15 protein-coding genes and 1 tRNA gene are annotated in these 18,607 nt (G+C 66.0%); 9 read left to right on the top strand and 7 right to left on the bottom strand.

What is annotated here, in order from left to right; genetic code table 11:
- Positions 1-25: 25 nt before the first annotated feature.
- The 3 genes from mutS to C7401_RS18615 form a co-directional block, all read right to left on the bottom strand.
- On the bottom strand, positions 26-2,722 hold the full coding sequence (gene mutS / locus C7401_RS18625; RefSeq protein WP_112172862.1) for a DNA mismatch repair protein MutS: 2,697 nt from the start codon (positions 2,720-2,722) through the stop codon (positions 26-28).
- A gap of 98 nt (positions 2,723-2,820) precedes the next feature.
- Complete coding sequence (gene lplT, locus C7401_RS18620; RefSeq protein WP_112172861.1) at positions 2,821-4,119, bottom strand: lysophospholipid transporter LplT; 1,299 nt, start codon at positions 4,117-4,119, stop codon at positions 2,821-2,823.
- Positions 4,120-4,274: 155 nt separating this feature from the next.
- Positions 4,275-5,075 (bottom strand): inositol monophosphatase family protein, encoded by an 801-nt coding sequence (locus C7401_RS18615; protein WP_112172860.1) that lies wholly within the window; start codon positions 5,073-5,075, stop codon positions 4,275-4,277.
- 432 nt (positions 5,076-5,507) lie between these two features.
- Between C7401_RS18615 and C7401_RS18610 the strand changes: the two genes are divergently transcribed.
- Positions 5,508-6,368 (top strand): RNA methyltransferase, encoded by an 861-nt coding sequence (locus C7401_RS18610; protein WP_372460561.1) that lies wholly within the window; start codon positions 5,508-5,510, stop codon positions 6,366-6,368.
- A 214-nt stretch (positions 6,369-6,582) separates the two neighbouring features.
- Complete coding sequence (gene cysE, locus C7401_RS18605; protein WP_112172858.1) at positions 6,583-7,404, top strand: serine O-acetyltransferase; 822 nt, start codon at positions 6,583-6,585, stop codon at positions 7,402-7,404.
- A gap of 73 nt (positions 7,405-7,477) precedes the next feature.
- On the opposite strand, the gene C7401_RS18600 is transcribed toward cysE, so the two are convergent.
- From C7401_RS18600 to C7401_RS18585, 4 genes are all read right to left on the bottom strand, one after another.
- Positions 7,478-8,275: a UDP-2,3-diacylglucosamine diphosphatase gene (locus C7401_RS18600; protein WP_112172857.1), complete on the bottom strand. Its 798-nt coding sequence runs from the start codon at positions 8,273-8,275 to the stop codon at positions 7,478-7,480.
- Between the two features lie 33 nt (positions 8,276-8,308).
- On the bottom strand, positions 8,309-8,803 hold the full coding sequence (locus tag C7401_RS18595) for a peptidylprolyl isomerase (RefSeq protein WP_112172856.1): 495 nt from the start codon (positions 8,801-8,803) through the stop codon (positions 8,309-8,311).
- Positions 8,804-9,002: 199 nt separating this feature from the next.
- Complete coding sequence (locus tag C7401_RS18590) at positions 9,003-9,587, bottom strand: peptidylprolyl isomerase (protein ID WP_112172855.1); 585 nt, start codon at positions 9,585-9,587, stop codon at positions 9,003-9,005.
- 61 nt (positions 9,588-9,648) lie between these two features.
- Positions 9,649-10,362, bottom strand: coding sequence for a tetratricopeptide repeat protein (locus C7401_RS18585; RefSeq protein ID WP_112172854.1), 714 nt, complete (start codon positions 10,360-10,362; stop codon positions 9,649-9,651).
- A 278-nt stretch (positions 10,363-10,640) separates the two neighbouring features.
- On the opposite strand from C7401_RS18585, the gene cysS reads away from it, so the two are divergent.
- From cysS to C7401_RS18550, 7 genes are all read left to right on the top strand, one after another.
- The gene (gene cysS, locus C7401_RS18580; protein ID WP_112172853.1) at positions 10,641-12,038 is read left to right on the top strand and encodes a cysteine--tRNA ligase; all 1,398 of its coding nucleotides are present in this window, start codon (positions 10,641-10,643) and stop codon (positions 12,036-12,038) included.
- Positions 12,039-12,085: 47 nt separating this feature from the next.
- Positions 12,086-13,021, top strand: coding sequence for a DNA-3-methyladenine glycosylase family protein (locus tag C7401_RS18575; RefSeq protein ID WP_112172852.1), 936 nt, complete (start codon positions 12,086-12,088; stop codon positions 13,019-13,021).
- Between the two features lie 185 nt (positions 13,022-13,206).
- Positions 13,207-14,178: an acetyl-CoA carboxylase carboxyltransferase subunit alpha gene (locus C7401_RS18570; RefSeq protein WP_112172851.1), complete on the top strand. Its 972-nt coding sequence runs from the start codon at positions 13,207-13,209 to the stop codon at positions 14,176-14,178.
- 41 nt (positions 14,179-14,219) lie between these two features.
- Positions 14,220-15,662 (top strand): tRNA lysidine(34) synthetase TilS, encoded by a 1,443-nt coding sequence (gene tilS, locus C7401_RS18565; RefSeq protein ID WP_112172850.1) that lies wholly within the window; start codon positions 14,220-14,222, stop codon positions 15,660-15,662.
- 456 nt (positions 15,663-16,118) lie between these two features.
- On the top strand, positions 16,119-17,369 hold the full coding sequence (locus C7401_RS18560) for an aspartate kinase (protein ID WP_112172849.1): 1,251 nt from the start codon (positions 16,119-16,121) through the stop codon (positions 17,367-17,369).
- A gap of 203 nt (positions 17,370-17,572) precedes the next feature.
- Positions 17,573-17,666: transfer RNA gene (locus C7401_RS18555), tRNA-Ser, on the top strand.
- Between the two features lie 571 nt (positions 17,667-18,237).
- Positions 18,238-18,594, top strand: coding sequence for a hypothetical protein (locus C7401_RS18550; protein WP_112172848.1), 357 nt, complete (start codon positions 18,238-18,240; stop codon positions 18,592-18,594).
- Positions 18,595-18,607: the final 13 nt, after the last annotated feature.

Here is an 18,607-nt window from a genome sequence, read left to right as displayed (position 1 = left end):
CCGCGGTGGCGTCGCCAGGCGACGCTCAGCGTTTCGCGTCCGGCGCTGTGGCCAGCTCATGCAGTTCGAACAACAGATCGAGCGCATCGCGCGGGCGCAGCTCGTTCGGGTCGAGTTCGCGCAACCGCTGCGCGACAAGCGACGCGGCCGGGTCTTCCTGCACGCCTTGCGATGCGCCGTCTTGCGCCCGGTCTTCCAGGTAGGGCGGTTCGTCGTCGTAGGCGGCGGGTGCGGCGAACAGGTCGAGTTGCGGTGTGTGCTGTCCCGCCGACTGCTGCTCCAGGTGAACGAGATGCTTGCGCGCAGCGCGGATCACTGCCGTCGGCACGCCCGCGAGCTGGGCGACCTGAAGGCCGTAGCTCTGGTTAGCCGGGCCTTCCTGCACCGCATGCAGGAACACGATGCCGTGCCCATGCTCGACCGCCGACAGATGCACGTTCGCCGCTTGCGCGAACTCGGCGGGCAGTTGCGTGAGCTCGAAGTAGTGCGTGGCGAAGAGCGTGTGGCAACCGTTGCTCGCGAGCAGGTGTCGCGCAATGGCCCACGCGAGTGCGAGGCCGTCGAACGTTGACGTGCCGCGCCCGATCTCGTCCATCAGCACGAGGCTTTGCGGTGTGGCGTCGTTGAGGATGGCCGCCGCTTCGGTCATCTCCACCATGAAGGTCGAGCGGCCGCCCGCGAGGTCGTCGGCGGCGCCGATGCGCGTGAAGATGCGATCGATCGGCCCAAAGCGCGCGCGTTTGGCCGGCACGTAGCTGCCCACATAGGCGAGCAGGGCGATGAGCGCGGTCTGACGCATGAAGGTCGACTTACCGCCCATGTTCGGGCCGGTGATGAGCAGCAGCTTGCGCTCGGCGTTGAGCGCGCAGTCGTTGGCGATGAACTGCTCGACCTGCGCTTCGACCACCGGGTGGCGGCCTTGCTCGATGTCGATGCCGGGCGCTTCCGAGAACGTGGGCGCACTCCAGTCGAGCGCGCGGGCGCGCTCGGCGAACGCGGCGAGCAGGTCGAGTTCCGCGAGCGCCGCGGCTACGCGCTGGCAGTCGGGAATGAACGGCAGCAGCGCTTGCAGCAGCGCGTCGTAGAGCGCTTTTTCACGCGAGAGCGCGCGCTCCTGCGCCGAGAGCGCCTTGTCCTCGAACGTCTTGAGTTCCGGCGTAATGTAGCGCTCGGCGTTCTTGAGCGTCTGGCGGCGGCGATAGTCGTCGGGGACCTTGTCGGTTTGCCCGCGCGTGACTTCGATATAGAAGCCGTGGACCTTGTTGTACTCGACGCGCAAATTGCCAATGCCGGTGCGCGTGCGCTCGCGCGTTTCGAGGTCGAGCAGGAACTGGCCGCAGTTCTCGGAGATGTCGCGCAGTTCGTCGAGATCCGCGTCGTAGCCGCGGGCGATCACGCCGCCGTCGCGCACCATGGCGGCGGGTTCGGGCGCGACCGCGCGTTGCAGGAGCGCCGCGCATTCGGCGGGCGGTTCGAGCGCCTCGGCGATATGCACGAGCGAAGGCGCCGCGCCGCTCGCGGCCGCGACCTGCTCGCGCAGCGCGGGCAGCGCGGCGAAGGTGTCGCGCAGGCTGGACAGATCGCGCGGGCGCGCGGAGAGCAGCGCGAGCCGCCCGGTGATGCGTTCGACGTCGGCGATCTGGCGCAGCGCGCCGCGCAGCGTGTCGACGCTCGCCTGTGGTGGCGCGTCGAGCAGCGCGCCGATGCCTTGCTGGCGCGTTTGCGCGATCGCCGCGTCGCGCGGCGGATGATGCAGCCAGTGGCGCAACAGGCGGCTGCCCATGGCCGTGCTGCACGTGTCGAGCAGCGAGCACAGCGTGGGCGATTCGGTGCCGCGCAGCGTTTCCGTGAGTTCGAGGTTGCGGCGCGTGGCCGGATCGAGGCCGATGTATTCCGATTCGGCTTCGACCTTCAGGCTGCGCACGTGACGCAACTGCTGACCCTGCGTGGCCGCCGCGTAGAGCAGCAATGCGCCCGCCGCGCCGCACGCGCTCGTGAGCGTTTGCGCGCCGAAGCCGTCGAGGCTCGCCACGTCGAGCTGGTCGCACAGGCGTTGCTTGCCCGAGCCGATATCGAAGTGCCATGCGGGCACGCGCGTCAGCGCGCCGCTGCCTGCGGGCGGCGCCCACGCGGCGGTTTCGGCGGGCATTTCGGCAACGAGTATTTCCGCCGGGCGAATGCGTTCGAACGCTGTCGCGGCCTGTTCCGGCGCGACTTCCGCGAGGCGCAGCGCGCCGCTCGCGAGATTGAGCCACGCCAGACCGACATTGACGGTCACGCCGCGCCGGTTATGGCCGGGGCACACGGCCATCAGGTAGACGTCGTTCTTGTCGGAGAGCAACGCGGCGTCTGTCAGCGTGCCGGGGGTGACGACGCGCACGACCTTGCGCTCGACCGGACCCTTCGAGGTGGCCGGGTCGCCGATCTGCTCGCAGATCGCCACCGATTCGCCGAGCTTCACGAGCTTCGCGAGGTACTGCTCGACCGCGTGATGCGGCACGCCCGCCATCTTGATCGGATTGCCCGCCGACGCGCCGCGCTGCGTGAGCGTGAGGTCGAGCAGGCGCGCGGCTTTCTCGGCGTCTTCGAAGAAGAGCTCATAGAAGTCGCCCATCCGGTAGAACACGAGTGTGCCCGGATGATCGGCCTTGATGCGCAGGTACTGCTGCATCATGGGAGTGTGTTGCGCGGTGTCGGCCGCGCCGGCGGTATGTGTGGCCATCCTCGGTGTCTTGCTTGGGGTTCAGGGCGTGAGTTTAACGCGCGCCGATTGCATGTACAGTCAGCCGTTCGGCCAACCTTGCGCCAAAGGCGCACCCGTTATTCGTCGACCAGTGCCTTCAGGTCCACGGTGCGCGCGTTTGCCGCACTGCGCCGCATGGCGAGCCAGATCATCGAGGCGACGAATACGCCGAACACCACGATGATCCATTGCACTGGCATTTTCGCGGTGAGCAGCAGCGCATACGCGCCGAGCATGAGCAGCACCGCGAGATTCTGGTTGAAATTCTGCACCGCGATCGAGTGACCGGCGGAGAGCAGCGTCGCGCCCCGATGCTGGAGCAGGGCGTTCATCGGCACGATGAAAAAGCCTGCGAGCACGCCGAGCAGCACCATCAGCGGGTACGCGAAAAGCAGATAGAAGGGCATGATGAACGCGCCGAAGCGCACACCGCCGCCGCCCGGGAACAGCCCCTTGCTGTAGAACGCCATGCCCACCGCCACCGCGCCGCACAGGATGCCCACCGGCAGCACGCGCAGCGAGGCGCGCAGCGACACCCACGCGGCGGCCGCGCCTGCGCCGAGCGCGATGCCGAGCCCCGTCACGCCCTGCATCACGGCGGCCTTGGAGAGCGACAGGCCGAGGTTGGCGTCCGCCCATTTGAGCACGAGCAGTTGCAGCGTGACCGCCGCGCCCCACATCAGGGTCGTGACCCAGAGCGCGATCTGCGCGAGCTTGTCGGTCCACAGCACGTTGAAACTGTGCGTGAAATCGCCCATGAGCCGAGCGGGCTCCCTGAGGCGGTTCTCGTAGCGTGCGCCCGTGTCGGGAATGCCGATGTTGATGATCGCGGCGAACAAGTACGTGATCATCACGGCGAGCATCGCGAGGTCGGCGGCGGAATGAATGATCGGCAGCGGATGGCGCGCGACGAACCGGTCGGCGTAAGTCGAGACGAGCGCGCCGCCCATCATCGTGCCGACGATGGTGGAGAGCACTGTGGCCGATTCGAGCCACGCGTTGGCGGCCACGAGCTTTTCCGGCGGCAGCAATTCAGTCAGGATTCCATACTTTGCGGGCGAGTAGGCCGCCGCGCCGAAGCCGACCACGCCGTAGGCGATCATCGGATGCATGCCCGCGATCATCAGCAGGCAGCCGCACGCCTTGAGGGCGTTCGAGACGAACATCACGTGGCGCTTTTGCAAGGCGTCGGCGAACGCGCCGACGAACGGCGCGAGCAGCACATACGAGATCGTGAAGAAGATCTGCAACAGCGGCGTGACCCAGGCGGGCGAGGAGATCACCGTGAGCAGCGCAATCGCCGCGATGAGCAGCGCGTTGTCGGCGAGCGACGACACGAATTGCGCGGCGATGATCGTATAGAAGCCTTTTTTCATCGGATGCGTGCGGGGGCCTCGTGCAGCAGGGCGACCGGCGAAACAAAAAAGCGGCCGAAGCCGCTCGTTGCACATGCGTGGCCGAAGCCTGACCCCGCGTGCGTTCTGTACGCGCCCCGGCGCAGCGTTGAGTGCGCCGCGGCGCGCATGGGCGCTTACGCCGCCTTGTTCACGCGCGTGTACTTCGAGAGGATCGGCACCATCTGCGCGTAGATCTTCGGGTTGCCCGCGACGACTTCGCCCACGTGCAGGAAGTCCGAGTCGCCCGTGTAGTTGCCGATCAGGCCGCCGGCTTCCGTCACGAGCAGGCCGCCCGCGGCGACGTCCCAGGGATTGAGGCCTTGCTCGAAGAAGCCGTCCATGCGGCCGGCGGCGACATTCGCCAGGTCGAGCGCGGCCGCACCCGGGCGGCGCAGGCCCGCGCATGCGTTGGTCATTGCGGCGAACAGTTCGCAGTAGCTGTCGAGGCCGTCCTTCTCGCGGAACGGGAAGCCCGTGCCGATCAGGCCGTCGGCGAGACGGTCGCGGCGGCCCACGCGGATGCGGCGGTCGTTCAGGAACGCGCCGCGGCCGCGCGAGGCGGTGAAGAGGTCGTTGCGCGTGGGGTCGTAGACCACGGCCTGCGTGACGATGCCCTTGTGCGCGAGCGCGACCGAGACGCAGTAGTACTGGAAACCGTGAATGAAGTTGGTGGTGCCGTCGAGCGGATCGATGATCCACTGGTACTCGGATTCGTTCTCCGACTGGCCCGATTCCTCGGCAAGGATGGCGTGGTCGGGGTACGCGGTCTTGAGCGTTTCGATGATGGCGGCTTCGGCCGCCTTGTCGACTTCCGTGACGAAATCGTTATGCTGCTTCTTCGCGACCTGCACGAGGTCGAGGTCGAGCGACGCGCGGTTGATGATCTGTCCGGCGCGGCGCGCGGCCTTGACAGCGATGTTGAGCATGGGATGCATGAGCCAGGATCCTTGTTGTCCGGCGCCCGTGCCGCAGCTTGCGGCGCGCCGGTGATGCAAAAGATGAAGCGTCTAACGATTGGACAGGACGCGGGCCGGGGTACGGCCTTGCGGTTCCTGTCCCGCCAACGGAGACGAATTGGATAAGAGCGGGGCGCGGCGGCGCTGGTAGCCAGTTGCCTGCCGGGCGTCGCGCGAACCGAAAACACACAGCAGCACGGCACGCCCGACGCGCGCGAAACGACCATTTTACCCGAGACCGGACCGCTCTGGCTGGCGGCGCGCCGCTTTCCCGTTTGCGCGCGTGCGGTTTGTCCGTTTAGTCCGTTTTGTCCGGTCTGCTCGCTCCGTCTGTTCTGCCCGTCCTGCCTGCGCGCGCGAGGCGCGCTAACATAGAGACTTTCCTTACACCCGCGTTAGAGACTGATCTTGGTGCACCCCGATTCACCCGCTACCCACGCCCCGGCGGCCACCGCCGGCGAAGCCCACGAGCCGCTGCGCGGCGGCTTCACGTCCACCCGCTTCGTGCTCGTCGAGCCGAGCCATCCCGGCAACGTCGGCGCGGCGGCGCGCGCGCTGAAGACGATGGGTTTTTCGCGCCTCGTGCTGGTCGCGCCGCGCGTGCCGCAGGTCCACTGCGACCCCGAGGCGGTGGCGATGGCGAGCGGCGCCGACGACGTGCTGGCGGCCGCCCACATCGTGCCGACGCTGGCCGACGCGCTTACGGGTGTCCAGTGGTCGCTCGCGCTCACGGCGCGCACGCGCGAGTACGGGCCGCCGCCCGCCGCGCCGCGCATCGCGGTGCAGGACGCCTGCCGCCAGGTGGCGCATGGCGGCGACATCGCGCTCGTGTTCGGCAACGAGCGCACGGGTCTGTCGAACGACGACGTGGAACGTTGCAGCGCGCTTGCGCATATCCCCGCGAACCCGGCCTATAGCTCGCTCAATCTCGCCCAGGCGGTGCAGGTGCTCGCCTACGAACTGCGTCTTGCGTACCTCGGCGAAAGTGCGCCTGCCGCGGCGCTGCCGGCAGCAGGTGGCGCTGGCGGCGCGCTCCAGCCCGGCGCCGTGTCGCCGCTCGCGACGAGCGACGACATCGAACGCATGTACGTGCACCTCGAAAATGCGCTGATCGCGCTCGACTTTCTCGATCCGGCCAATCCGAAGAAGCTGATGTCGCGCCTGCGCCGCCTCTTCGCGCGCTCGGGGCTCGAACGCGAGGAGGTCAATATCGTGCGCGGAGTCGCCAAGCACATCCTCATGCTCAAGGGCAAAGGCGGCGAGAACCGCTAAGGCGCGCGCGGCGGCGCCAGTGCCGCGTCCAACCTTGCCGCCGACGGGGGCTTGCGGCCCGCAAGCGGCTTTACGCCTACAATCGCCTGAAAACCGGCGAAAAGCTCATAAGCAAATGCGCGTGGCTGCAAAGGCCGCGACGCGGGTTGCGCGCGCTGTCTGACGGCGCGCGACCGCCATTCCCCTCGATTCACACGTTTTAAGCGTGACTGCCATGTTCAAGAGACTTCGCGAAGACATTGCCACGATCCGCGAGCGCGATCCCGCCGCTCGCAGCGCGTGGGAGGTCCTGACCTGTTATCCGGGTCTGCATGCGCTCGTGCTGCATCGCTTCGCGCATGCGTGCTGGCGCGCGAAGCGCCGTTGGCTCGCGCGTTATGTTTCGCAACTCGCGCGCTTTCTGACCGGCATCGAGATCCACCCGGGCGCGACGATCGGCCGGCGCGTGTTCATCGATCACGGCATGGGCGTCGTGATCGGCGAGACGGCCGAGGTCGGCGACGACTGCACGATTTACCAGGGCGTGACACTCGGCGGCACCTCGCTCACGCGCGGCGCGAAGCGCCATCCCACGCTTGGCGCGGGTGTGATCGTGGGCGCGGGTGCGAAGGTGCTCGGCGGTTTCACCGTGGGAGCCGGGGCGAAGATCGGCTCGAACGCCGTGGTCGTGAAGCCCGTGCCCGAAGGCGCGACGGCGGTGGGCAACCCCGCTCGCATTGTCGCGCCCGCGAAGAGCGCGCCGGTCCAGGCCAAAGCGTCCTCGGCTCGCGAAGGTTTCTGCGCCTATGGCATCTCGCCCAACGCCGACGATCCGGTTTCGCTGGCCATTCACGGTCTGATCGACCACGCGGCCACGCAAACGCAACGCGTCGACGCCATCGTCGTCGCGCTCGAGCAACTCGGTGCGCGTCTCGAAGCGTTGCATGGCGCCGATGCGGCGCTGGCCGAACTGCGTCGTGTTTCGGCGGGGCTGGAGTGCGGCGGGGCGCAAGGCGAGGCGGAGAGCCGCGAAGAGAAAGCGCCCGCACGCGTCTGATGTGCTCCTGCGCGCCTTCACGTGCATCGAAGCACGCGGCGCGAAAGGGCGGCGGTGAGCCGCGCGCCGGAGCTCAGTCCAACGGCATCATCCTGAAACCTTCGGCATCCACGCGCAGGTAGCCGCCGCGCGGCTTGCCGTGATCGAGATCCCAGTCGGGCAGAACCCAGCGCGTGCCGCCAGGCTCCTGGTGGCGCGCAGGCCGGTGCGTATGGCCGTGCACCATGGAGCCGGTGCGCGCGCGCTTGAAAAGCGCCGCCACGCCTTTCGCGGTCACGTCGTATTTCGGCAGGCGCGGACCGTTGCGGCGCGCCTCGCTCGCGCGGCGCGCCCGCTCGGCCAGCGCACGGCGCCAGCGGAACGGCCACGCCAGAAAAAGCAACTGCGGCAGCCGGTTGCGCGCGATCTTGCGAAAGAGCTGGTAGCCGTGATCGTCGGTGCACATCGCGTCGCCGTGGGCGAGGGCGAGGCGTGTGCCGAACGCGGTGATGGCGATGGGGTCGGGCAGCCAGATCGCGCCCGCGGCTTTCATGAAGCGCTTGCCCATCAGGAAGTCGCGGTTGCCGTGCATGATGTAGAGCGCGATGCCGCGCTCGGAGAGCGTATGCATCAGCGCGGCCATGCGCGCGACGAAGGGATCGACGAGCATGTCGTCGCCGATCCAGTATTCGAAGAGGTCGCCGAGAATGAACACCGAGTCGGCCTGATCGGCCGTGACCCGGATGAAGCGTTCGAACGCGGCGACCGTGTGCGGAATCCCATCATTCAGATGCACATCGGAAATGAACAGGAACGGACGTGCCGCGTGCGGGCGCTTGCCCTCGCCGGGCACGCCCGCGGCTGCGTGTCGTAATGCCTTTTCCTGCAACATTGAAGAGGGATTCGCTTGAGTGTTGAGTGAAACTTATTCGACGACGACAGCCTTCTCGATCACGACGTCGTCGACCGGCACGTCCTGATGGAAGCCCTTCGAGCCGGTGTTGACCTTCTTGATCTTGTCGACCACTTCGAGGCCTTCGACGACCTTGCCGAACACGGCGTAGCCCCAGCCCTGCGGCGTGGGCGACGAGTGGTTCAGGAAGTCGTTGTCGGCGACGTTGATGAAGAACTGGGCGCTTGCCGAGTGCGGGTCGTTCGTGCGAGCCATGGCGATCGAGCCGCGCTCGTTCTTCAGGCCGTTGTTCGCTTCGTTTTCGATCGTCGCTTCGGTGGGCTTTTGCTTCATGGCGGCGTCGAAGCCGCCGCCCTGGATCATGAACCCGTCGATGACGCGGTGGAACACCGTGCCGTCATAGTGGCCGCTCTTCACGTAGTTGAGGAAGTTGGCGACCGTTTTCGGGGCCTTCTCGGCGTTGAGTTCGAGCTTGATGACGCCGTGGTTCGTGTGCAGTTCGACCATGATGGAATCCTTTGCCTGTGGCTGGGGGAGTGAACGTCGCGGCATCGGCACGAGGCGGGGCGTGGTGCCGGTCGCGTGTGCCGCCGCCGCGACGTGCGACGGGTGAGGGCGGCGTTGCCGCCCGGTTAGTCGATGACGACCTGCCGTGTTACCGGCTACCTGGAAACTGCGTGAAGACTGCGTGACAACGACGCGTCAATTATTTGCCCACTACGGTGGCCGACTGGATCACGATTTCCTTTTGCGGCACATCGCCCATCGGGCCGCGCGAGGTGGTGGGCGCCGCCTCGATCTTCTTCACGACGTCCATGCCCTGGGTGACCTTGCCGAACACGGCATAGCCGTTGCCGTCCGGGTTCGGATAGTCGAGGCCGGCGTTGTCCACGGTGTTGATGAAGAACTGCGCCGTGGCCGAATTCGGGTCGCTCGTGCGCGCCATCGCGATCGTGCCCGTGAGGTTCTTCAGGCCGTTCTTGCTTTCAAGCGGGATGGGCGCGCGTGTGGGCTTTTCGACGAAGCTTTGCGTGTAGCCGCCGCCCTGGATCATGAAGCCGCGAATCACGCGGTGGAAGATCGTGCCGTTGTACTGGCCGGCCTTCACGTATTGCAGGAAGTTGTCGACGGTCTTGGGCGCCTTCTCGGGATAGAGCTCGACGCGAATGTCGCCTTCGCTGGTCTTGAGCAACACCTGCGGGTGCGCGGCGGCCGGCTGGCCGTTTTGCGCAAAAGCCGGTGCGTTCGCGATCAGGGCGGCGCTACCCAGCGCCAACATCAACCATTTCATGAGTATCCTCGGAAGTGCGGGAAATACGTGTCGCGGCGCGCGACGCACGGCGCGCCGCGGCTTAGTTCGACGGCGCCACGAACGGCGGCATCGCCAGCGACCCGGTCGGGCCGCCGAACTGGTAAGCGGGATTGCTGAGCGCGGGCACGAGGTTCGAAGGCTGCGTGCCGGAAGCCGCCTCGGCCGCGGCGGCGCTGCGCGGTTTTTTCGGCGCCGGCGGCGGCGCGACGATCTTCGCGATGTCGGCGAGGCGCTGTTGCGTTCTGCTGTTTGTGTGGCCCACCGTTTGCGCGCGGCGGTATGACGCATCGGCCATGCGCAGGTACAGGTCGCCGAGATTTTCCCACGCGAGACTGTACGACGGGTTCGCCTTCACGGCGGTTTCCAGCGCCACACGCGCCTCGTCGTAGCGGCCGTGCTTTGCGTAAAGCGCCGCGAGGTTGTTGTACGGTTCGGGCAGTTCGGGGTAGAGCTGCGTGAGCTCCGTGAACGCTTCGATTGCGTCGTCGTCGCGGTTCAGGCGCGCGAGAATGGTCGCGCGCTTGAACTTCGCCTGCACGTCGCGCGGGTTCGTCTTGATGCGCTCGTCGAGCTGCGTCAAGGCCGCCGCCCAGTCGTGCTGGACGATCGCGCTGTCGGCGCCGGGCGTGCCGTCGGCCGTCGCCGGGGGCGCGGCAAGCGCTACGCGCGCGCCGCACAGCATGATCGCGACGCTCGCGAGAGCCGACGCGGCAAGGGTCGCAGCACGGGGCGCGCGGCCGCTGGAAGGTTTCATAGGGTGAGGTCGCGGTGTTATACTCCGAGCCATTCTAACAAAAGGTCTGTGCGTTTTCGTCGCGCGCTTTGTCCCTCGCTCGAATCGAGGGCATTTCGGGCGCGCCGCATGAATCGACGGGCTTTCTTTCGCCACTCGTGGTCGTCTCCGCCTCGATTGCAACCTGTTTGCAGGCCAGGCGCCGACAAACAGCAGCCTGAGCATCGCGGTGTACTACACCCGCCGGCTGCGGTCGGCGTTGCCGCGGATTTCCTTCGACCCACGTATCCATTGTCTCTATGGAATCACTGCGCATCTACAACACGCTCGCCCGTGACAAGCAAAATTTCGTGCCCCTCGAACCTGGTGTCGTACGCATGTACGTCTGCGGGATGACGGTGTACGACTATTGTCACGTCGGCCATGCGCGTGTGATGGTGGTGTTCGACGTCGTGCAGCGCTGGCTGCGCGCGCTCGGCTACAAGGTGACATACGTGCGCAACATCACCGACATCGACGACAAGATCATTCGTCGCGCGGTGGAAAACGGCGAGACGATCAAGCAGCTCACCGACCGCTTCATCGCGGCGCTGCATGAAGATGCGGACGCGCTCGGCATCGAGCGTCCCGATCATGAGCCGCGCGCGACGCAATACATTCCGCAGATGCTCGATATGATCGGCAAGCTGGAAGCCAACGGCTATGCCTATCAAGGCGCGGACGGCGACGTGAATTACGCGGTGCGCAAGTTCGCGAACTATGGCGCGCTCTCGGGCAAGTCGATCGAGGATCTGCGCGCGGGCGAACGTGTGGCCGCGAACGATGCCAAGCAGGATCCGCTTGACTTCGTGCTGTGGAAACAGGCAAAACCTCAAGAGCCGGCCGACACGAGCTGGGAGTCGAAGTACGGGCGCGGGCGCCCCGGCTGGCACATCGAGTGCTCGGCCATGGGTTGCACGCTGCTCGGCGAGCATTTCGACATTCACGGCGGCGGCCAGGACTTGCAGTTTCCGCACCATGAGAACGAGATTGCCCAGAGCGAAGGCGCAACGGGCAAGACGTTCGTCAATACGTGGATGCATAACGGCTTCGTGAATATCGACAACGAGAAGATGTCGAAGTCGCTCGGCAACTTCTTCACGATCCGCGAAGTGCTGGCGAAGTACGATGCGGAAGTGGTGCGCTTTTTCATGGCGCGCGCGCACTATCGCTCGCCGCTGAATTACAGCGACGTGCATCTGGACGACGCACGCAACGCGCTCACGCGTCTTTACACGGCGTTGAAGGACGTGACGCCGGACGCGGGCGAGCTCGACTGGAACGAACCGTACGCGCAACGTTTTCGCGCGGCGATGAACGACGACTTCAACACGCCGGTGGCGATTGCCGCGCTGTTCGAGCTCGCGAGCGAAGTGAACCGTACGCGCGACGCCGTGCTCGCGCGTCAGTTGCAGCGCCTCGCACGCGTGATCGGGCTGCTCGTGCGCGAGCCGCGCGTGTTCCTGCAACAGGCCGCGGGCGCGCAAGAGGCAGGCGCGCTCGACGTGGCGGCGATCGACGCAAAGATCGCGGCGCGCACGGCGGCCAAGCAGGCGAAGCAATATGCGGAGGCGGACCGGATTCGGGCCGAACTGCTCGAAGCCGGTGTCGCGCTCGAAGACAAACCGGGCGGATTGACCGAGTGGCGCCGCGTGTGAGCGGGCTGTCCAGTTTCCACTGATCGATTCGCGAGGCAGGAGGCAGGATGGCAACGGCCACGAAGACGCAGGCCAGGCGGTCTGCGTCGCTCACGGGCGCCGCAGCGGGCAAGCGCGGTGCCGACACCAAAGCGGCGAGTGCCGCGGCGGCAGGATCGGGTGCAAAGCGCGCGCTCAACGGCGCGGGTGCGCAATCCGCTGTAAAAGCAGCAGGCAAGACGGCCGCCCGGCCGGCGCGCGCGAAGACCAATGGCTCGGCGGTCTCGCATGACGCGCTCGACGGCGCGGCGATCGACGCCGCGCTCGACGACGGCCCGGCGGCGCTCGAAGCGGTGGAGCCGGCCGCGAACGCGCTCGGCGATCTCGAATTCGAAGTGCAGCGTCCCGACTACTGGGACAAGGCTTGCGCCGACCTCGTCAAGCGCGACCGCATTCTCAAGAAGCTGATTCCGAAGTTCGGCCCGGTGCATCTGCTGAGCCGCGACGATCCGTTCGTCACGCTCGCGCGCTCGGTGGTCGGCCAGCAGATTTCGACGGCGGCCGCGCAGGCGCTGTGGCAGCGCGTGGAAGCCGCGTGCCCGAAGCTCGTGCCGCAACAATTTCTGAAACTCGGTCACGAGAAGCTCGCCGCGTGCGGACTCTCGAAGCGCAAGACGGAATACATTCTCGATCTCGCGCAGCATTTCGTTTCCGGTGCGCTGCACGTCGGCAAGTGGACGTCGATGGACGACGAGGACGTGATCGCCGAACTCACGGCGATTCGCGGCATCGGCCGCTGGACCGCCGAGATGTTCCTGATCTTCAATCTCGCGCGTCCCAATGTGCTGCCGCTCGACGATCTCGGCCTGATCCGCGCGATCAGCGTCAACTATTTCAGCGGCGAACCGGTCACGCGCAGCGAGGCGCGCGAAGTGGCGGCCAACTGGGAGCCGTGGCGGACTGTCGCGACCTGGTATATGTGGCGCAGCCTGGAACCGTCGTAAGGCGCTGGCCGGACCGGCGCGCCGGGCGCGCGCAGCCGTGCTCCGCGGCCCGCGCCCCGATCGGATGACGCCTGGATTAACAAGAATATTCCTATCGATATCTGAAATCGATAGTTCTGAGCCGATTTCGGCGCGGGCTGACGCGGTTAGAATACGCGCTGCCGCAAAGTGAAGGATTCCCACACATGAAGACCACGTTTCTGGATTTCGAACAGCCGATCGCTGAACTGGAAGCGAAGATCGAAGAACTGCGCTTCGTTCAGGACGACTCGGCCGTCGATATTTCGGAAGAAATCGAGCGGCTGTCGAAGAAGAGCCAGCAGCTCACGAAGGACCTCTATGCGAACCTGAGCCCGTGGCAGGTTTCGCAGATCGCGCGTCATCCGCAGCGTCCGTACACGCTCGATTACGTGCACGAGCTGTTCACCGATTTTCACGAACTCCATGGCGATCGCTCGTTCGCAGACGACCTCTCCGTGGTCGGCGGTCTCGCGCGCTTCAACGGCCAGGCCTGCATGGTGATCGGCCATCAGAAGGGCCGCGACACGAAGGAGCGCGCCGCGCGCAACTTCGGCATGCCGCGCCCCGAGGGCTATCGCAAGGCCGAGCGCCTGATGCGTCTTGCCGAGAAGTTCGGTCTGCCCATTTTCACGTTCGTTGACACGCCGGGTGCGTATCCGGGTATCGGCGCGGAAGAGCGCGGCCAGTCGGAGGCGATCGGCCGCAATCTTTATGTGATGGCCGAGCTCAAGACGCCGATCATCACGACGATCATCGGCGAAGGCGGTTCGGGCGGCGCGCTTGCCGTGGCCGTGGCCGACACGGTCATGATGCTGCAATTCTCGACCTACTCGGTGATCTCGCCGGAAGGCTGCGCCTCGATCCTGTGGAAGAGCGCCGCGAAAGCGCCGGAAGCCGCCGAAGCGCTGGGCCTCACGGCGCACCGCCTCAAGGCGCTCGGCCTGATCGACAAGATCGTGAACGAGCCGCTGGGCGGCGCGCATCGCGACCCGAAGGGCATGGCCGCGCTGCTGCGCCGCGCGCTCGCCGACTCGCTGCGCCAGTTCCAGGGCATGAGCATCGCCGACGTCAAGGAGCGCCGCTTCGAGCGCCTGATGGCTTACGGCAAGTTCAAGGAAACGACGCCGGGCGCGTAACGCGCACGACGTCATCGCTTGTTCACGTCTGCGGTCGTGCGATGACCGACCATCCCGAATCCGAATCCGACGCCGGGCGCATCGTTATCGATGCGCTCGGCGTTGTGCTTTCCACGCTGCCCCACGACGCGCGCATCGCCATTGCGTATAGCGGCGGGCTCGACTCGTCCGTGCTGCTCGACGCCGCGGTGCGCACGGCGGGCGCGGCGCGCCTCGTGGCGCTGCACGTGCATCACGGCCTGAGCCCGAGCGCCGACGCCTGGCTTGCGCATTGCGAGACGCGCGCGCGCGCGTATGGCGTGACGTTCGACGCGCGGCGCGTCGACGTGGCGCGCGACGATCCGGCCGGCGTCGAGGCAGCCGCGCGCGACGCACGCTACCGCGCGCTCGACGCGATGTGTGCGGCGCACGGCGTGCAGGCGCTCTGGCTCGCGCAGCATGCCGACGATCAGGCGGAAACGGTGCTGCTTCAGCTATTGCGCGGCGCGGGGCTGGCGGGCATGGCGGCCATGGCGCCGGTGCGCGCGGGCGCGAGCGGTGTGCCGCGCATGCGCCCGCTGCTTGCGTTGTTGCGCGCGCAACTGGAGCGCTACGCCCGTGCGTATCGGCTGGACTGGATCGACGACGAATCGAACGACGACACGCGCTACGCGCGCAACGCCTTGCGTCACGATGTGATGCCGGCGCTTTCCGCCCATTTCCCCGGTTATCGCGATGCGCTCGCGCGCACGGCGGCGCACGCCGCCGCGTCGCAGCGTTTGCTCGACGATCTTGCGCGGATCGATTTACGCGAGGTCGAGTGCGAGGAGGGCAGTGCGCTTTCGCAGGCCGGGCTTCTCGCGCTCGACGACGCTCGCGCGCTCAATCTGCTGCGCTACTGGATGCGCGCGCTTGGCATGCCGGCGGCGTCGGCGGCGCGTCTGACCGATGCGCTGCGGCAACTGCGCGAGACCGCGCGCGAAACGGGCAACGGCCACGCGTTGCGCGTCGATCACGCGGGGCGCCGGCTGCGCTGTTATCGCGGTCGGGTGTCGTGGGAGGCTGCACGCGCGAGCGAAGGGGCGGAGCGTGCGCATGCGAGTGTTACCGCGTCACGCGCTGCCGTCTCGTCACGGTGGAGCGGTGAAGAAATCTGGCGTCTGCCTTCATGGCGCGGCACCTATGTTTTTGCGCCCGCCGCGGCCGATGACCCCGACGCCGTGCCCGAGCAAGTGCTCGCGCGCGCGACGCTCGTCGCGCGGGAACGCAGCGGCGGCGAACGCTTGCGCGACGAGGCGGCTAACGTGAGCCGCACGCTCAAGAACCTGTTCCAGACGCATGGCGTGCCCGCGTGGGAGCGCGACGTGCCGCTACTGTTCGTGGGGGAGACGCTGCTGTTCGTGCCCCGTATCGGCGTGAACCGGTCGGCGTTGGGCGCCTTGCCAACCGATCCCCGCGCGGCGTGGCGTCGCATCGAATGGCGCGAGGATCTCGTGATCGCCTGATCGCGTCGCCGCGCGCACACGCATCCTTCAATGACGCGGGCGTGTCCGAAGCGATCGCTCCCCCGCAAATCCTTGCCACGCAAGCGTTTTTCGGCCTCCGCAAGCGTGTTCTGTCTTGTAATTTTGACGTCAATCGGGTAGTGTAAGTCGTTTGTCCAGCCCGCTTTTTCGCGTTCACGGACGCCGTCAAAAGCGGCGTGTGCCGTGAAGGCGCGATTTCTCCTTCGAGCGGTATCCGACGGTTGCAGGGATGTCGTAGCGGTATGCGGGCAGGGCGCAAGAAGAAGGCACAGGCATGTCACAAGCGTGCATCGACACCGATGCGGCGGCCTTCGCGCCCCTGAGGCAAAACCCGCGCGTGCTGCACGCGCTGAAGCCGCCGCCATGGGCTTGAGTGACCGGGCGGCCCAGTCCTTCAGCGCGCCAGCGCAGTAACATCTCCAGTTCAGAACGACAATGGCACTCATCGTACACAAATACGGCGGCACCTCGATGGGCTCGGTCGAGCGCATCAAGAACGTCGCCAAGCGCGTCGCCAAATGGCACAAGGCCGGCCACAAGATGGTCGTCGTGCCTTCGGCAATGTCCGGCGAAACCAATCGCCTGCTCGGTCTCGCGAAAGAAATTTCGCCGCAGCCGAGCCCGCGCGAACTCGACATGATTGCGTCGACCGGTGAGCAGGTAAGCGTCGGCCTTTTGTCGATCGCCTTGCAGGAAGCCGGCGTCGACGCCATTAGCTACACCGGCTGGCAAGTGCCGGTCAAAACCGACAGCTCGTTCACCAAGGCGCGCATCAACGACATCGACGGCGATCGCGTGCTGGCCGATCTCGACGCCGGCAAGGTGGTCGTGATCACGGGCTTCCAGGGCATCGACCCGGACGGCCATATCACCACGCTCGGCCGCGGCGGCTCGGACACCTCGGCGGTGGCCGTCGCTGCGGCGCTGAAGGCTGACGAATGCCTCATCTACACGGACGTCGACGGGGTCTACACGACGGACCCGCGCGTGGTTGACGACGCGCGCCGTCTCGACCGCATTACGTTCGAAGAGATGCTGGAAATGGCCAGCCTCGGCTCGAAGGTGCTACAGATCCGCTCGGTGGAATTCGCAGGCAAGTATCAGGTGAAGACGCGTGTGCTCTCCAGCCTGACCGACCCGCTGATGAACCTCGACGAGGAAATGTCCTCGGGCACCCTGATTACTTTTGAAGAAGACGAGACCATGGAAAAAGCAGTCATCTCGGGTATCGCGTTCCAGCGCGACGAGGCCCGCATCATCGTGATGGGCGTGCCCGACAAGCCCGGCATCGCGTATCAGATCCTCGGCCCGGTGGCGGACGCTAACATCGACGTCGACATGATCATCCAGAACCAGAGCGTGGCCGGCAAGACCGACTTCACGTTCACGGTGGGTCGCGGCGACTACCAGCGCGCCATGGACATCCTCACGAACCAGGTGAAGGGTCACGTGAGCGCGGAGCAGGTGCTGGGCGACGCGAAGGTCTCGAAGGTTTCGGTGGTCGGCGTGGGCATGCGCTCGCACGTGGGCGTGGCGAGCAAGATGTTCCGCACGCTCTCGGAAGAGGGCATCAACATCCAGATGATCTCCACGTCGGAAATCAAGATCTCGGTGCTGATCGACGAGAAGTACATGGAGCTGGCCGTGCGCGCGCTACACAAGGTGTTCGATCTCGAGCACGCGTAATTTGCGCTTGCGTCGTTGCGCTGTTGTTGTTTCATGACGCGGGTGTGACGCGTTTTCACCGGTCAAGATGCTGTTCGCGAAGTTCGCTGCGCGGTTGCAGAAAAAACTTCGAAAAAAAGCGTCTTATGAATTGACCGGAACGCTCTTACCCGCTATTATCTTGGCTTCGTTGCGCTGCCTCCCTGGCGCGAACGAAGTTTTCGGGAGACGTGGCCGAGAGGTCGAAGGCACTCCCCTGCTAAGGGAGCATCTGGGCCAAAACCTGGATCGAGGGTTCGAATCCCTCCGTCTCCGCCAGTAATGGCGGTGGAAACCCCGCAAGTCTCGGCTTGCGGGGTTTTTCTTTTTCCGTGCCCGTTACGCGAAAAGCAGTCGCGTGCACGACAGGCGCCTACGTGTTCGCAGTCGGATCGCGGCGCGTCGATGGTTCTGTCCTTGCACCGAGTCACGTCAGCCGGATTTCAGTAGGAGTACGACAAATCCTCCGCGTATTCCAGCGTCGGGTTCGGGTGCGATGCTCCGAGAGAGAGCAGGGTGTGCGAAGACTGATACGGAGTGCGAATGAAATCGGGCGATTCTTGCAGATGCCCATGCCCGCCTCCCAACCGACGCGCGACCATGCGCGCGCATGCATACAGCGGCTCACATCCCTGTTGACGGCAGTACGCTCCAGCGCCGGCAATGCTATCCTCCGCAGCGCCGTTGCTCGCGGTGCTGCGCCACAAGCGCTCGCGCCTATGTAACGAGACGTAACGACAAAGAACGGGGGGCAGTTTTGTGCATCAGTTCTTACAAGTTTGAAATACGCAGGCGAGAGGTGCTGCGTTATATTGGTTTCAAGAAAACATCAAACCCGAAAGGTGAGTCCATGAAGTTCCCACGTGTTGTTGCAATGCTGCTCGGGGGCGTGGCTATTGGCGCTTCAAGTGCTGCCATGGCTGGCGTGAGCGTTGGTGTCAACATTGGTATTCCGGCCCCGGTTTATGTCGCGCCGCAGCCGGTCTATGCGCCGCCGCCTCCGCCGCCGGTCGTCTATCAACCGGCTCCGGTGTATGCAGTGCCGCCGGCGATCGTGATCGGCTGGCACGGCGACCGTTACTGGGACGGCCGCCGCTACTGGGGTCGTGACGACTGGTATCGCCATCACGGTGGGTACGGTGGCCCTGGCCCCGGCCGTGGGCACTATGACCGGGATCACGGCGGTCCTCCGGGGCACTGGCACTAAGCCTCCGCCCGGC

The sequence above is a fragment of the Paraburkholderia unamae genome (genome assembly GCF_003268775.1).
Taxonomy (GTDB): Bacteria; Pseudomonadota; Gammaproteobacteria; order Burkholderiales; family Burkholderiaceae; genus Paraburkholderia; species Paraburkholderia unamae.
Note: the sequence above shows the minus strand (reverse complement) of the source record. Positions and strands in the feature narration are given on the sequence as shown.

What these genes read in the sequence shown, in the direction of transcription:
- C7401_RS18560 (WP_112172849.1), top strand. Translation starts at nt 16,119, where the DNA reads ATGGCACTCATCGTACACAAATACGGCGGCACCTCGATGGGCTCGGTC.
- C7401_RS18600 (WP_112172857.1), bottom strand. Translation starts at nt 8,275, where the DNA reads ATGTTGCAGGAAAAGGCATTACGACACGCAGCCGCGGGCGTGCCCGGC.
- C7401_RS18615 (WP_112172860.1), bottom strand. Translation starts at nt 5,075, where the DNA reads ATGCATCCCATGCTCAACATCGCTGTCAAGGCCGCGCGCCGCGCCGGA.
- C7401_RS18595 (WP_112172856.1), bottom strand. Translation starts at nt 8,803, where the DNA reads ATGGTCGAACTGCACACGAACCACGGCGTCATCAAGCTCGAACTCAAC.
- tilS (WP_112172850.1), top strand. Translation starts at nt 14,220, where the DNA reads ATGACCGACCATCCCGAATCCGAATCCGACGCCGGGCGCATCGTTATC.
- C7401_RS18575 (WP_112172852.1), top strand. Translation starts at nt 12,086, where the DNA reads ATGGCAACGGCCACGAAGACGCAGGCCAGGCGGTCTGCGTCGCTCACG.
- C7401_RS18550 (WP_112172848.1), top strand. Translation starts at nt 18,238, where the DNA reads ATGAAGTTCCCACGTGTTGTTGCAATGCTGCTCGGGGGCGTGGCTATT.
- mutS (WP_112172862.1), bottom strand. Translation starts at nt 2,722, where the DNA reads ATGGCCACACATACCGCCGGCGCGGCCGACACCGCGCAACACACTCCC.
- C7401_RS18570 (WP_112172851.1), top strand. Translation starts at nt 13,207, where the DNA reads ATGAAGACCACGTTTCTGGATTTCGAACAGCCGATCGCTGAACTGGAA.
- C7401_RS18590 (WP_112172855.1), bottom strand. Translation starts at nt 9,587, where the DNA reads ATGAAATGGTTGATGTTGGCGCTGGGTAGCGCCGCCCTGATCGCGAAC.
- C7401_RS18585 (WP_112172854.1), bottom strand. Translation starts at nt 10,362, where the DNA reads ATGAAACCTTCCAGCGGCCGCGCGCCCCGTGCTGCGACCCTTGCCGCG.
- cysS (WP_112172853.1), top strand. Translation starts at nt 10,641, where the DNA reads ATGGAATCACTGCGCATCTACAACACGCTCGCCCGTGACAAGCAAAAT.
- cysE (WP_112172858.1), top strand. Translation starts at nt 6,583, where the DNA reads ATGTTCAAGAGACTTCGCGAAGACATTGCCACGATCCGCGAGCGCGAT.
- lplT (WP_112172861.1), bottom strand. Translation starts at nt 4,119, where the DNA reads ATGAAAAAAGGCTTCTATACGATCATCGCCGCGCAATTCGTGTCGTCG.